We start from the raw sequence: 15102 nt of genomic DNA, 5'->3' as shown, positions 1-15102 counted from the left end.
CGAATCCTTTGTTTGCTAATACTGTTGTAATAGCTGCTGTTAATGTAGTTTTACCGTGGTCTACGTGACCGATTGTTCCAATGTTAACGTGTGGTTTACTTCTTTCGAATTTTGCTTTTGACATTGTAATTCCTCCTTCATATAAATGACATAAGTCATTATTTAAATCGTAATCTATATCTTAATATTTGGTATGAAATATTTTTAACATAAATATTAAAAATATCTTCAATCTTATTTATTTAATTGAGAGAAACTACTAAAGTAGATCTCTCATATTTGCAATTTTAATCAAAAATTATTTTGCTTTCTTTCCAGCTACTTCTTCTTGAATGCTCTTTGGTACTTCTTCATAATGATCAAATACCATTACATATGTTCCTCTACCTTGAGTTCTTGATCTTAATGCTGTTGCATATCCGAACATTTCTGATAGTGGTACAAAAGCTCTGATAACTTGACGACCATTTCTTTGTTCCATACCTTCGATTCTACCTCTTCTTGAGTTGATATCACCCATTACATCTCCCATGTACTCTTCTGGTACAACTACTTCTACCTTCATTGAAGGTTCAAGTAATGTAGGATCTGCTTTCTTCATAGCATTTTTGAATGCCATTGATCCAGCAATCTTGAATGCCATTTCTGATGAATCGACATCATGGTATGATCCATCGAAACATTTTACTTTGAAGTTTATAGTTGGGAATCCTGCTATAACTCCACTTTCAGCTGCTTCTTGGATACCATTATCTACTGCTGGAATATATTCTCTTGGAATAGCTCCTCCAACGATAGCATTTTCGAATTCATATTCTCCTTCTGTTGGCATCATTTCTATCCAACAGTGTCCGTATTGTCCTCTACCACCTGATTGTCTTACAAACTTACCTTCAGCTTTAACAGCTTTCTTGATAGTTTCTTTGTAAGCAACTTGTGGAGCACCTACGTTACATTCAACTTTAAATTCTCTTTGTAATCTGTCAACGATGATATCTAAGTGTAATTCACCCATACCAGCGATGATTGTTTGACCAGTTTCTTGATCAGTCCAAGTCTTGAAAGTTGGATCTTCTTCAGCTAACTTCGCTAAAGCTATACCCATTTTTTCTTGACCAGCTTTTGTTTTTGGTTCAATAGCTATTGAAATAACTGGTTCTGGGAATTCCATACTTTCTAGTATAATTGGATTTGCTTCATCACATAAAGTATCTCCAGTAGTTGTATTTTTTAATCCAACTATTGCACCTAAGTCTCCAGCTCTTAATTCGCTGATTTCTTCTCTTGAGTTAGCGTGCATTTTAACTAATCTACCAATTCTTTCTTTCTTACCCTTTGTTGAGTTAAGAACGTAAGTTCCACTTTCCATTACTCCTGAGTAAACTCTTGTAAATGCAAGTCTTCCTACGAATGGGTCAGTAGCTATTTTGAATGCTAATGCTGACATTGGAGCATCATCACTAGCTTCTCTTTCTAATTCTACTTCTGGATTATCTACATCGATACCCTTAACTGCTGGAATATCAACTGGTGATGGTAAATAATCAACAACTAAGTCGATCATTTCTTGAACACCTTTATTTTTGTATGATGATCCACAAATTACTGGTACTATTTCATTATTGATAGTAGCTTTTCTTAAAGCTAATTTTAACTCTTCTTTAGTTAACTCTTCACCATCTAAGTATTTCATCATTAACTCTTCATCAGTTTCAGCAATAGCTTCTATCATCATATTTCTGTATTCTTCAGCTTTATCCTTTAATTCTGCAGGAATTTCTCCTCTTTCGATATCTTTTCCTAAGTCATCTTTATGGATAAGAGCTACATTTTCCATAAGGTCAATCATACCTACGAAAGTATCTTCTGAACCTATTGGAATTTGTATTGCTACAGCATTAGCATTTAATCTATCTCTTACTGAGTTGATACAAGCATAGAAGTCTGCTCCAGTAGCATCCATTTTATTTACATAAATTGCTCTTGGTACTCCATAATTATCTGCTTGAGTCCAAACTGTTTCAGTTTGTGGTTCAACCCCACTCTTAGCATCTAGTACAGTGATAGCACTATCTAGACATCTTAATGATCTTTCAACTTCAACTGTGAAGTCTACGTGTCCTGGAGTATCGATTATGTTAATTGCATAACCTTTCCATTGACAGAATGTAGCAGCAGAAGTAATTGTTATACCTCTTTCTTGCTCTTGTGCCATCCAGTCCATTTGTGAAGCACCATCATGTGTTTCACCTATTTTGTGTGTTCTACCTGTGTAGAATAATATACGCTCAGTAGTTGTTGTTTTACCAGCATCTATGTGAGCCATAATTCCTATATTACGAAATTTATCTAAAGGAAATTGTCTTGCCACAATAAACTCCTCCTCTCAAATAGTGATTTTAAATTCAACAAAACTGTTTTGGCAAAAGCCAAAACAGTTTTAAAATTAGTATCTGTAGTGAGCAAATGCTTTATTAGCTTCAGCCATTTTATGAGTATCTTCTCTCTTCTTAACAGCTGATCCTGTGTTGTTAGCAGCATCTAATAATTCAGCAGCTAATCTCTCACACATTAACTTTTCTCCTCTTTTTCTAGCAGCAGCTAGTATCCATCTGATACCTAAAGTCTGTCTTCTTTCAGCTCTAACTTCTATTGGAACTTGGTAAGTAGCTCCACCTATTCTTCTTGCCTTTACTTCTAATAATGGCATTACATTGTTCATAGCTTCTTCGAAAACTTCTAATGCATCTCTACCAGTTTTTTCTGCCATAGTTTCAAAAGCTTGGTAGCATATTTTTTGTGCTACTCCTTTTTTACCGTCAAGCATGATTCCGTTTATTAACTTTGTAACAACCTTTGAGTTGTAAACTGGATCAGCTAAAACGTCTCTTTTTGCTATATGTCCTTTTCTTGGCACTTTTCTTCCCTCCTTAACAATTTGAATTTAAGTTCATCGGTACTCGACAATATTTCATGTCGCAAAGTGCTTCTCTCATCATCTATATAAACTTAATTTATAAATCTATGTAAACTTGAAGATAAGCACTATTTTAATTTAAGAAATCCTATTTTTTAGGTCTCTTAGCACCGTACTTTGATCTTCCTTGCATTCTGTTAGCTACACCAGCACAGTCAAGTGCTCCTCTTACGATATGGTATCTAACCCCAGGAAGGTCTTTTACTCTTCCACCTCTTATAAGAACAACGCTATGCTCTTGTAAGTTGTGTCCTACACCACCAATGTATGCAGTAACTTCATATCCATTTGTAAGTCTTACTCTTGCAACCTTTCTTAAGGCTGAGTTAGGCTTCTTAGGAGTTGATGTTTTAACAACTGTACATACTCCTCTTTTTTGTGGACAGTTTTTTAATGCTGGAGCTGTTGATTGGTTAACAGCAGCTTTTCTTCCTTTTCTTACTAATTGGCTTATAGTTGGCATTCTTTCACCTCCTGAATTTATTTATCTATATTAAAATTAGATAAGCTTTTTTAAAATTGACTACCTTTTACAAATTTCTTTATAAAAACTTCACGAGGTAAAGTCTAACTTTACCTCTATGAAGTCATGTAGACAATTATTTTGTCGCATATTCATTAAACATACAACACGTATTGTAACATTTAAGAATAAACATGTCAATAAAATTAATTTCTATTCAGCATTTACTATTATTTCTTCTTCTATTTTATTATCTTCAACATCTAGTCTAGCTGATCTATATCTCATCATTCCAGTACCTGCTGGAATTAATTTACCTATTATTACATTTTCTTTTAATCCTACAAGTGGATCAATTTTTCCTTTGATAGCTGCTTCAGTAAGAACTCTTGTAGTTTCCTGGAATGATGCTGCTGATAAGAAACTATCTGTAGCAAGCGCTGCCTTAGTTATACCAAGAAGTACTTGATCTCCCTGAGCTTCTTCTCCACCAAACTCTCTTACTCTTGCATTTTCTTCCTCAAAATCGAAAATATCTATTGTAGTTCCTGGTAGAAGATTTGTATCTCCTGATTCAGTAACCTTTATCTTTCTAGTCATTTGTTTAACAACTACTTCTAAGTGCTTATCATTGATATCAACACCTTGTAATCTATAAACTTTTTGAACTTCTGATAATAAGTATCTTCTAGCACCATCAACACCTTTTATAGCCATGATGTCATGAGGATTTACAGAACCTTCAGTAATCTCATCTCCAGCTTCAACATATTGATCGTTAGAAACCTTAACTCTTGATCCAAATGGAATATCATAGCTTACTTCTTCTCCATCTGCACCCATTACATATACAGTTCTTTTCTTTTTAGTTTCTTCTATTCTTACAGTACCATCAATTTCAGTTACTATAGCAAGACCCTTAGGCTTTCTTGCTTCAAATAATTCCTCAACTCTAGGAAGACCTTGAGTGATATCCCCAGCTGATGCAACACCACCTGTATGGAATGTTCTCATTGTAAGCTGTGTACCTGGTTCTCCGATTGATTGAGCAGCTATTATACCAACTGCTTCACCAATGTTTATTTTTTGACCAGTTGCCATGTTCATACCATAACATTTAGCACAAACACCTATTTTACAATTACATGTAAATACTGATCTTATCTTAACTTTTTTAACACCAGCATCTGATACTTTTTCTGCAAGATCTACATCCATATATTCATCTTTATGAACAAGGATTTCTCCTGTTTCTGGATGTATTATATCTTCTGCTGTATATCTTCCAGTTAATCTTTCTTTTAATTCTTCTATTATTTCGTTACCTTCTCTTATTTCAGTAACTACCATACCTTCATCAGTTCCACAATCATGTTCTCTAACTATAACATCTTGTGATACATCAACAAGTCTTCTTGTTAAATATCCTGAGTCAGCAGTCTTAAGCGCTGTATCAGCATTACCCTTTCTAGCTCCGTGAGTTGATAAGAAGTATTCTAATATATCAAGACCTTCTCTGAATGAAGCTTTAATTGGTAACTCTATAATTTTACCTGATGGACTTGCCATAAGTCCTCTCATACCAGCTAATTGCTTAATCTGTGACTTAGAACCTCTGGCTCCTGAATCAGCCATCATAAATATAGGATTCCATTTATCCAAGCTATCCATTAAGGCATCAGCAACATCTTCTGTTGTCTTAGTCCATTTTTCGATAACTCTTTCATATCTTTCATCTTCTGATATGAAACCTCTTTTATACATTTTTTCAATCTTTTCAACTGTTTCTTCAGCATCTTTTAATAAAACATATTTTTCATCTGGTACTATCATATCTGAAGCAGCAACTGTAACAGCTCCAATTGATGAATAATGATATCCTAATGCTTTTATTCTATCTAACATTATAGAAGTTTTTGTTGAACCATGTTTTCTATAACATCTATCAATAATTTTTCCTAATGACTTTTTAGTTATTAAAAAGTCTACTTCTAAGTTAAACATTTCTTCTGGATTAGTTCTATCAACAAATCCTAAATCTTGAGGAATTGATTCATTAAATATTAACTTACCTACAGTAGTTTTAATAATACCTGACTTCATTTCCCCATTTATTTCTTTAAACATTTTAACAAAAATGTCAGCATGAATTTCTATTGCTTTAACTTGATAAGCCATTATAGCTTCATCTTTTGATGAGAAGTATTTACCGCTACCTTCTGCACCTTCTTTTTCCATTGTCATGTAATATGATCCTAAAACCATATCTTGTGTAGGAACACATACTGGCTTACCATCTGATGGTTTCATTATGTTTCCCGCTGCAAGCATTAAGAATCTAGCTTCAGCTTGAGCTTCAACTGATAATGGTACGTGAACAGCCATTTGGTCACCATCAAAGTCAGCATTATATGCTGTACATACTAATGGATGAAGTTTTATAGCTCTTCCTTCAACTAATACAGGTTGGAAAGCTTGAATTCCTAATCTATGTAGAGTAGGAGCACGGTTAAGTAATACTGGATGATCAGCTATTACTTCCTCTAAAACATCCCAAACTTGTGGCATAACTCTTTCTACCATTCTCTTAGCACTCTTTATGTTGTGTGCTATTCCATCTTGAACTAATTTTTTCATTACAAATGGCTTAAATAGTTCAAGTGCCATTTCTTTTGGAAGACCACATTGATACATTTGTAATTCTGGTCCAACAACGATAACTGATCTACCAGAATAGTCAACTCTCTTACCAAGTAAGTTTTGTCTAAATCTACCTTGCTTACCTTTAAGCATATCTGAAAGAGATTTTAATGGTCTGTTTCCAGGACCAGTAACAGGTCTTCCTCTTCTACCATTATCAATAAGAGCATCTACCGCTTCTTGAAGCATTCTCTTTTCGTTTCTAACGATTATATCTGGAGCTCCTAAATCTAATAGTTTCTTTAATCTATTATTTCTATTTATAACTCTTCTGTATAAATCATTTAAGTCTGAAGTTGCAAATCTACCACCATCTAATTGAACCATAGGTCTTAAATCAGGTGGGATTACTGGAATAACATTTATAATCATCCATCTTGGATCATTTCCTGATGATCTAAATGATTCAACAACTTCTAATCTTCTTATTATTCTTACTTTCTTTTGACCAGTGCTTTGCTTTAATTCTTCCTTAAGCTCTTTAGTAGTAGTTTCTAAATCTATTTCTCCTAAAAGCTCTTGAATAGCTTCAGCTCCCATTGCTGCTACAAAGCTTTCCTCACCATATTTATCTACAGCTTCCCTATATTCTTTTTCATTAAGAAGTTGTTTCTTTAATAATGGTGTTTCTTTTGGGTCAATTACAACATATGATGCAAAATATAAAATCTTCTCTAAAGATCTTGGTGACATATCAAGTATTAATCCCATTCTTGATGGTATTCCCTTGAAGTACCAGATGTGAGAAACTGGGGCAGCAAGTTCTATATGCCCCATTCTTTCTCTTCTTACTTTAGCTTTTGTAACTTCAACTCCACATCTGTCACAAACTATACCTTTATATCTTACTCTCTTATATTTACCACAATGACATTCCCAATCTTTCATTGGTCCGAATATTCTTTCACAGAATAAACCGTCTCTTTCTGGTTTTAAAGTTCTATAATTTATTGTTTCTGGCTTTTTGACTTCTCCCCTTGACCATTCTCTGATTTGTTCAGGAGATGCTAAACCTATTTGTATGGCATCAAAATTATTTAATTCAAACAAGGGTAATCCTCCCTTCAAAATTAGTGTTCATCGTTAAAATCATCAAGTTCTAAGTTGTCTTGAAATTCTTCTAACTGAAAACCGTCAAATTCTTCTTCAATTTCTTCAGGTTCTACTTCTGAAGTATATCCATCTTCTGCATCTACTTCAGTTTGTTTATCTTGAACAAACTCTTCAGTTCCTTCAATATTAACTTCTAAATCCGCTGAATCTTCTTCTTCAGTAAATTCCTTAATTCTTACTTCTTGGTTATCATCATTAAGAACTTTAACATCTAAACAAAGTGCTTGAAGTTCTTTAATAAGAACCTTAAATGACTCTGGAACTCCTGGTTCTGGGATATTTTCTCCCTTAACTATAGCTTCATAAGTCTTAACTCTACCAACAACATCATCAGACTTAACAGTTAAGATTTCTTGTAATGTATGTGCAGCACCATATGCTTCTAGTGCCCAAACTTCCATTTCTCCAAATCTTTGACCACCAAATTGAGCTTTACCTCCAAGTGGTTGTTGAGTAACTAATGAATATGGACCAGTTGATCTTGCGTGAATCTTATCATCAACTAAGTGAGCAAGTTTTAAGATGTACATTATACCAACAGTAACTTCATTATCAAATGCTTCTCCTGTTCTTCCATCATATAAAACAGTTTTTCCATTAGCATTGTATCCTGCATCTACTAAACATTGTTCTATATCTTTTTCTGTAGCTCCATCGAATACAGGAGTAGCAATGTGCCATCCTAATGCACTAGCCGCCCAACCTAAGTGAACTTCTAATACCTGACCGATGTTCATACGTGATGGAACCCCTAATGGGTTTAAGCATATTTGAAGTGGTCTACCATCTGGTAAGAAAGGCATATCTTCTTCTGGAAGAACCCTTGAGATAACCCCTTTGTTACCGTGACGTCCAGCCATCTTATCTCCAACTGATATTTTTCTTTTTTGTGCTATATAACATCTTACAAGTTCATTTACTCCTGGATTTAATTCATCACCGTTTTCTCTAGTAAACACTTTAACATCTACTATAATACCAGCTTCTCCATGAGGAACTCTTAATGAAGTATCTCTAACTTCTCTTGCTTTTTCTCCAAATATAGCTCTTAATAATCTTTCTTCTGCTGTTAATTCAGTTTCTCCCTTTGGAGTTACTTTACCAACAAGGATATCTCCTGATCTTACTTCAGCACCAATTCTGATTATTCCTCTTTCATCTATATCTCTTAAAGCATCTTCACTTACATTAGGAATATCTCTAGTTATTTCTTCCGGTCCTAATTTAGTGTCTCTTGCTTCACATTCATATTCTTCTATATGAATTGATGTAAACACATCTTCTCTTACTAATTCTTCTGAAATTAGCATAGCATCTTCGTAGTTATAACCTTCCCAAGTTATGAATCCCATTCTGATGTTTTTACCTAATGCTATTTCTCCTAAATCTGTTGATGGACCATCTGCTAGAACTTGGTTCTTAAATACCATTTCTCCTACACTAACTAAAGGTCTTTGATTTATACAAGTTCCTTGGTTACTTCTTTTGAACTTTAATAACTTGTATGTATCTATTCCACCATCAATATCTCTCTTAATTTTAACTTCACTAGCACTTACGTAAGTTACTACTCCAGCATTCTTAGCCTTAGGTAAAACCCCTGAGTCTGTAGCTGCTCTAAATTCTATTCCTGTACCAACTATAGGCGCTTGTGGCTTTAATAATGGAACTGCTTGACGTTGCATGTTTGATCCCATAAGAGCTCTTGATGCGTCATCATTTTCAAGGAACGGAATCATAGCTGTAGCAACAGATACGATTTGTCTTGGTGAAACATCCATTAAATCTACTTCACTTGCAGGTACTACTAATACATCTTCTAAATATCTAACAGTTACCTTTTCATTTACAAAATGACCTTCTGAATCTAACGGTTCATTTGCTTGAGCTACAAGATATTGGTCTTCCTCATCAGCTGTGAAGTATCTTATTTCGTTAGTTGCTCTCTTATTTTCTTTATCAATTATTCTATATGGTGTTTCAATAAATCCGTATTCATTAACTTTAGCATATGTAGCTAGAGAGTTTATAAGACCTATATTTGGTCCTTCTGGAGTCTCGATAGGACACATTCTACCATAATGTGAATGGTGAACGTCTCTAACTTCGAAACCAGCTCTTTCTCTTGAAAGACCTCCTGGTCCTAATGCTGATAATCTTCTCTTGTGAGTTAATTCTGATAATGGATTTGTTTGATCCATGAATTGTGATAATTGTGAGCTACCAAAGAATTCTTTAATAGCAGCAGCAACTGGTCTTATATTAATTAACATTTGAGGAGTTATTGCTTCTTGGTCTTGAATAGTCATTCTCTCTTTAACTACTCTTTCCATTCTTGATAAACCAATTCTAAATTGATTTTGTAATAATTCACCTACAGATCTTAATCTTCTATTACCTAAATGATCTATATCATCTATATATCCAATTCCATAAGCTAAACCTAATTCATAACTAATAGTTGCAAATATATCATCTTTAACTATATGTTTAGGTATTAGTTTTGTAATGTTTTTCTTAATTTCTTCCTTAATGCTATCTTCATCACTGAAGTTATCAAGTATTTCCCTTAATGTTGGGTAGTGAACTAATTCTTTAATATTTAAATCACTTATATCAAAAGATACTTGTTTTGATAAATCAACAAAATGATTACCTATTACTCTTATAACTCTGTCTTCTATTAATACATCTACTGAGTTAATTCCAGCATTTTGTATTTCTTCAGCCATAGTTCTAGTAATTTTTTGACCTTGTTCTACCATTATTTCCCCAGTTGATGGATTTACTATATCAGCTGCAGCAATTTGGTTTGCAAGTCTTAAATTGATAGCTAACTTCTTGTTGAACTTATATCTACCAACTCTTGATAAATCATATCTCTTTGCATCAAAGAATAAAGAATCTATTAAAGATATTGCACTATCAACTGTTGGTGGCTCACCTGGTCTTAATCTCTTGTAGATTTCAAGTAAAGCTTCCTCTGTTGTTTTAGTATTATCTTTTTCAATTGTAGCTTTTAATCTTTCTTCTTCTCCAAAGTATTCAATTAATTCTTGATCACTTCCAAATCCCATAGCTCTTGCTAATATACTTATTGGAAGTTTTCTTGTTTTATCAATTCTAACTGATATTATATCATTAGAATCAGTTTCATATTCTAGCCAAGCACCTCTATTTGGTATAACAGTTGATGAGAATAATTTTTTACCACTCTTATCTCTGTTTTGACTATAATAAACTCCTGGAGATCTTACTAATTGGCTAACTATAACTCTTTCAGCACCATTTATAATAAATGTACCTTGCTCTGTCATTAATGGGAAATCTCCCATAAATACCTCTTGTTCTTTAATCTCTCCAGTTTCAGTATTTGTAAGTCTTACTGAGACTTTTAAAGGTGCAGCATACGTTGCATCTCTTTCTTTACACTCTTCTACAGAGTACTTGATATTATCCATATCAAGTTTGTAATCAACAAATTCTAATACTAAGTTTCCAGTAAAGTTTCCTATTGGATTTATGTCGTCAAATACCTCATGAAGTCCTTCTTTCAGGAACCAGTCATAAGAATCTAGTTGTACCTCAATAAGATTTGGCATTTCTGTTACATCTTTAACTTTACCAAAACTCATTCTTGTTCTTTTTCCAGATTGGACAGGATGTACCATGAATTTTCACCCCTTGTATAAACTAAAATAACCAAAAGCATAACTTCCCTAAGGACTTTTGCTTTCGGACAGCGTCATCTTTTTAGTATAACCATATTCAAAAACAATTATACTCTTTCTTTACAATAAAATATACTTATCCATAATGAACAGTACATTAAATGATAGTATCATAACATAATATCATTGTCAATATATTTTAACAAACAATACTATCCATTTTTATTTACTTATAAATAAAACTATATAAAGTATCCATCTTTAATATAGGATATTTTATATAGTTTGAATTTTATCATTAGAATATAAAAAGGTGCTAAGACTAGCACCTTTTATATGAATTTTTGAAATTTCATTAAAGTAAAATTACTTTAATTCTACTTCAGCTCCAACTTCAGCTAATTTAGCTTTCATTTCTTCAGCTTCTTCTTTAGCTACAGCTTCTTTAATTGTCTTAGGAGCTCCATCAACTATTTCTTTAGCTTCTTTTAATCCTAATCCAGTTAATTCTCTTACAGCTTTGATAACTTTGATTTTGTTAGCTCCAGCGCTAGCTAAAACTACATCAAATTCTGATTTTTCTTCAGCAGCTGCTCCTGCTACTGCTCCTGCTACTGCTACTGGTGCAGCAGCGCTTACTCCGAATTCTTCTTCGCAAGCTGTTACTAATTCATTTAATTCTAAAACGCTCATTTCTTTTATAGCTTGAATGATATCTTCTCTTGTCATTTTAATTGCACCTCCAAAATTTTTAAAACATATTAACCTTTTAGTTAATTAATTATTCAGCTGATTCAGCTTCTTTCTTTTCTTTTATTGCATTTAGTAAGTATGCAAGGTTTGATAATGGTGACTTGATACTTCCAAGTAATTTTGCAATAAGAACTTCTTTTGATGGGATTGAAGCGATCTTCTTGATCATTTCTTGATCGTAGATCTTTCCTTCAACTACTCCAGCTTTTAATTCTAACTTCTTGTGATCCTTAGCGAAATCATTTAAGATTCTTGCTGCTGCTGTAGCATCTTCGTATCCGAATGCCATTGAAACAGGTCCTTCTAAGTATTCTTCTATACCTTCTAGTCCTACTTCTTTAGCTGCTAATGTAACTAAAGTATTTTTATATACTTTATATTCAACTCCAGCTTCTCTTAAGTTCTTTCTTAATTGTGTATCTTCTTCAACAGTTAGACCTTGATAGCTAGTTAAAACAACACTTTGTGCTTTTTCTAACTTTTCTTTAATTTCAGCAACTTTTGCTTCTTTTAATTGTCTGTTCTTGTTCACGTGTGTCCACCTCCTCACAGTATTAACTGCTTACTTATATTATAAAAGGTCTTCCCGTAGACAGAGGAAGACCTTAATAAACTTATGTTTATAGATAACCCTCGGTAGGTTGGTGTACGTTACGTGAAAATCACACCTACTGTCTACGGCACATTATTCATTTTCAACAGAACTTATTTTAACACATAAAGTTCTTTAAGTCAATAATTATTCTGTAACTTTTGCTGGATTTATTTTTGCTCCAGGTCCCATTGTGCTAGTTACTGTAACTGACTTAATGTATTGTCCTTTAGCTGCTGCTGGTTTAGCTTTAACTAAAGCTTCCATTAATGTTTTGAAGTTTTCGTGTAACTTTTCAGCTCCGAATGACTTCTTACCGATTGGGCAGTGTACGATAGCAGTTTTATCAACTCTGTACTCAACCTTACCGGCTTTTATTTCAGCAATTGCTTTAGCAACATCAAATGTTACTGTTCCTGATTTTGGGTTTGGCATTAAACCTTTAGGTCCTAAAACTCTACCGATTCTACCAACAACTCCCATCATATCTGGAGTAGCTACAACTACATCGTAGTCAAACCAATTTTCTGTTTGGATCTTTTGAACTAATTCTTCAGCTCCAACAAAATCTGCTCCCGCTTCTTGAGCTTCTTTAGCTTTATCTCCCTTTGCAAAAACTAAAACTCTTACGTTTTTACCAGTTCCGTTTGGTAATACTACTGCACCTCTTACTTGTTGGTCAGCATGTCTTGGATCTACTCCAAGTCTAACGTGTAATTCGATTGTTTCATCGAAGTTAGCTTTTGCAGTTTTAACAGCAAGCTCTAAAGCTTCTGTTGGATTATATAAAGCACTTTTATCTATTAACTTTGCACTTTCAACATATTTCTTTCCCATTAATAAGCCTCCTTTGTGGTATTAGCGGTTTGTACCTCCCACTATTTTTGTGAATTACTCTTCGATAGTTACACCCATACTCTTAGCTGTACCTTCAATCATTCTCATAGCACTTTCGATTGTAGCAGCATTTAAGTCAGGCATTTTCATTTCCGCTATTTTCTTAACTTGATCTTTAGTTAATTGTCCAACCTTTGTTCTATTTGGAACTCCTGATCCGCTTTCAAGTCCTAATTCTTTCTTAATTAGAACTGCAGCTGGAGGAGTCTTTAAGATAAAACTAAAAGATCTGTCTTGGTAAACTGTGATTACTACTGGTATTATTAATCCAGCTTGATTAGCAGTCTTTGCATTGAACTCCTTACAGAATCCCATTATGTTTACACCGTGTTGTCCTAAAGCTGGACCTACTGGTGGTGCTGGAGTTGCCTTTCCTGCAGGAAGTTGAAGTTTAATCATTCCAGTTACTTTCTTAGCCATTGTTTATTCCTCCTATACTGTGGTATATACGGACAATATGTATTGTTTTTTTGTCCTCCCACTTAATTAAAACATTAGTTATAATCTAAATTATACTAATTTTTCTACTTGATTAAAATCTAGCTCAGCTAATGTTTCTCTTCCAAACATATCAACTAAAGCTTTAATTTTTTGTTTTTCAAGGTTTATCTCTTGAATTGTAGCCACGAATTCTCTAAGTGGTCCTGAGATAACTCTTATACTTTCACCTACTTCAAGATCAATATCTACAGGTAGTTCTATAACTCCCATTGATTCAATCTCTTCTTCAGTAAGAGGAACTGGTTTAGATCCAGGTCCTACAAATCCTGTAACGCCTCTTGTGTTTCTAACAACATACCAAGATTCGTCTGTCATTAGCATCTTTACTATTACATATCCTGGAAATTTCTTTTTAAGGGAAACTTTTTGTTTTCCATCTTTTTCTTCAATTACTTCTTCCATCGGTATTTGGATATCATGAATTAATGATTCAAGATGTCTGTTTTCAACAACTTTTTCTATGTTAACCTTAACTTTATTTTCATATCCAGAATACGTATGTACTACATACCATCTTGCTCTTTCACTCATATTAATCGGTGATTAACACCCAAACCTCCCTTTACTTAAGTTTCAAAACTACTTCGAAGAGGTTTTGAAAAATATAATCTAGTCCACCTACAAGTATAATATATACTATAGCGAACCCAAGAACTGCAATCAATGCTTTTTTTGTTTCATTCTTTGAAGGCCACGTAATTCTTTTAAATTCCGCTTTTACATCCTTAAAGAATTTAAACACGCCACTTTTTTGAGCGGCTCCAGTTTTTACATTATTACCAGCCATAGTTTCACATCCTTAATAATATTAAAGTCTGTGTCTTTACTTAAGCGCTAAACTATTTAGTTTCTCTATGAAGAGTATGCTTTTTACAGAATTTACAATATTTTTTCATTTCCATTCTGTCTGGGTTGTTCTTCTTGTTCTTCATTGAGTCATAATTTCTTTGTTTACACTCTGTGCAAGCTAAAGTTATTTTTACTCTCACGGTCTGCACCTCCAGTTTTAAATATATATTCTAAGAGATATACCTCTTACTGTATCTGTTTCGTGACTTCATGAGTTACTTTCTCACATTATCACAATTTATTTAAACTGTCAATAATCTATCCTTTGTAAAGGACTAGGTAAATTACCCAGTCCTTCTAACAAAATATTATTGACAGTTATAATCCATAATATACTTTTTTGTTACTATTCGATTATGCTAGTAACAACTCCTGAACCTACAGTTCTTCCACCTTCTCTGATTGCGAATCTTAATCCTTCGTCCATTGCTACTGGATTGATTAATTCAACGTTCATGTCGATGTGGTCTCCTGGCATTACCATTTCCATTCCTTCTGGTAATTTGATTGATCCTGTTACGTCAGTTGTTCTGAAGTAGAATTGTGGTCTGTATCCATCAAAGAATGGAGTATGTCTTCCACCTTC

The 15102-nt window shown here is 33.6% G+C and carries 14 protein-coding genes and 1 other annotated feature; all 14 genes read right to left on the bottom strand.

Annotated elements, in window-relative coordinates:
- The coding region (locus AC4FQ1_RS12945) for a GTP-binding protein (protein WP_491169852.1) at positions 1–124 on the bottom strand (124 nt) is incomplete at its 3' end.
- Positions 125–298: 174 nt separating this feature from the next.
- The gene (gene fusA, locus AC4FQ1_RS12940; RefSeq protein ID WP_491148915.1) at positions 299–2371 is read right to left on the bottom strand and encodes an elongation factor G; all 2073 of its coding nucleotides are present in this window, start codon (positions 2369–2371) and stop codon (positions 299–301) included.
- 75 nt (positions 2372–2446) lie between these two features.
- Complete coding sequence (gene rpsG / locus AC4FQ1_RS12935; RefSeq protein ID WP_491148917.1) at positions 2447–2917, bottom strand: 30S ribosomal protein S7; 471 nt, start codon at positions 2915–2917, stop codon at positions 2447–2449.
- A 148-nt stretch (positions 2918–3065) separates the two neighbouring features.
- Complete coding sequence (gene rpsL / locus AC4FQ1_RS12930) at positions 3066–3440, bottom strand: 30S ribosomal protein S12 (RefSeq protein WP_024614758.1); 375 nt, start codon at positions 3438–3440, stop codon at positions 3066–3068.
- 213 nt (positions 3441–3653) lie between these two features.
- Positions 3654–7190, bottom strand: coding sequence for a DNA-directed RNA polymerase subunit beta' (rpoC, locus tag AC4FQ1_RS12925; protein ID WP_491169851.1), 3537 nt, complete (start codon positions 7188–7190; stop codon positions 3654–3656).
- 20 nt (positions 7191–7210) lie between these two features.
- Positions 7211–10924, bottom strand: coding sequence for a DNA-directed RNA polymerase subunit beta (gene rpoB / locus AC4FQ1_RS12920; protein WP_491148922.1), 3714 nt, complete (start codon positions 10922–10924; stop codon positions 7211–7213).
- 366 nt (positions 10925–11290) lie between these two features.
- Positions 11291–11653 carry a 50S ribosomal protein L7/L12 gene (gene rplL / locus AC4FQ1_RS12915; RefSeq protein ID WP_491148924.1) on the bottom strand — a complete coding sequence of 121 codons (363 nt, stop codon included), beginning with the start codon at positions 11651–11653 and terminating at the stop codon, positions 11291–11293.
- A 52-nt stretch (positions 11654–11705) separates the two neighbouring features.
- Complete coding sequence (rplJ, locus tag AC4FQ1_RS12910) at positions 11706–12209, bottom strand: 50S ribosomal protein L10 (protein WP_491148925.1); 504 nt, start codon at positions 12207–12209, stop codon at positions 11706–11708.
- Between the two features lie 32 nt (positions 12210–12241).
- Positions 12242–12376 (bottom strand) — a sequence feature (ribosomal protein L10 leader region).
- A gap of 40 nt (positions 12377–12416) precedes the next feature.
- Complete coding sequence (gene rplA / locus AC4FQ1_RS12905; RefSeq protein WP_491148927.1) at positions 12417–13106, bottom strand: 50S ribosomal protein L1; 690 nt, start codon at positions 13104–13106, stop codon at positions 12417–12419.
- Between the two features lie 54 nt (positions 13107–13160).
- Complete coding sequence (gene rplK / locus AC4FQ1_RS12900) at positions 13161–13586, bottom strand: 50S ribosomal protein L11 (RefSeq protein ID WP_491148929.1); 426 nt, start codon at positions 13584–13586, stop codon at positions 13161–13163.
- A gap of 90 nt (positions 13587–13676) precedes the next feature.
- Positions 13677–14198 (bottom strand): transcription termination/antitermination protein NusG, encoded by a 522-nt coding sequence (nusG, locus tag AC4FQ1_RS12895; protein ID WP_491148930.1) that lies wholly within the window; start codon positions 14196–14198, stop codon positions 13677–13679.
- Between the two features lie 31 nt (positions 14199–14229).
- Complete coding sequence (secE, locus tag AC4FQ1_RS12890; RefSeq protein ID WP_491169850.1) at positions 14230–14454, bottom strand: preprotein translocase subunit SecE; 225 nt, start codon at positions 14452–14454, stop codon at positions 14230–14232.
- A 52-nt stretch (positions 14455–14506) separates the two neighbouring features.
- Positions 14507–14656 carry a 50S ribosomal protein L33 gene (gene rpmG, locus AC4FQ1_RS12885; protein WP_024614767.1) on the bottom strand — a complete coding sequence of 50 codons (150 nt, stop codon included), beginning with the start codon at positions 14654–14656 and terminating at the stop codon, positions 14507–14509.
- A gap of 206 nt (positions 14657–14862) precedes the next feature.
- On the bottom strand, positions 14863–15102 hold a 240-nt coding region (locus AC4FQ1_RS12880; RefSeq protein WP_491169621.1), incomplete at its 5' end, for an EF-Tu C-terminal domain-related protein.

Source organism: Clostridium sp. TJA020 (assembly GCF_058310295.1).
This window is presented reverse-complemented; position numbering and strand designations above follow the sequence as displayed.

Bases quoted from the DNA above. Each gene is read 5' to 3' on its own strand.
- rplK (WP_491148929.1), bottom strand. From the start codon at position 13,586: ATGGCTAAGAAAGTAACTGGAATGATTAAACTTCAACTTCCTGCAGGA.
- nusG (WP_491148930.1), bottom strand. From the start codon at position 14,198: ATGAGTGAAAGAGCAAGATGGTATGTAGTACATACGTATTCTGGATAT.
- rpoB (WP_491148922.1), bottom strand. From the start codon at position 10,924: ATGGTACATCCTGTCCAATCTGGAAAAAGAACAAGAATGAGTTTTGGT.
- rpsL (WP_024614758.1), bottom strand. From the start codon at position 3,440: ATGCCAACTATAAGCCAATTAGTAAGAAAAGGAAGAAAAGCTGCTGTT.
- secE (WP_491169850.1), bottom strand. From the start codon at position 14,454: ATGGCTGGTAATAATGTAAAAACTGGAGCCGCTCAAAAAAGTGGCGTG.
- rplL (WP_491148924.1), bottom strand. From the start codon at position 11,653: ATGACAAGAGAAGATATCATTCAAGCTATAAAAGAAATGAGCGTTTTA.
- rplA (WP_491148927.1), bottom strand. From the start codon at position 13,106: ATGGGAAAGAAATATGTTGAAAGTGCAAAGTTAATAGATAAAAGTGCT.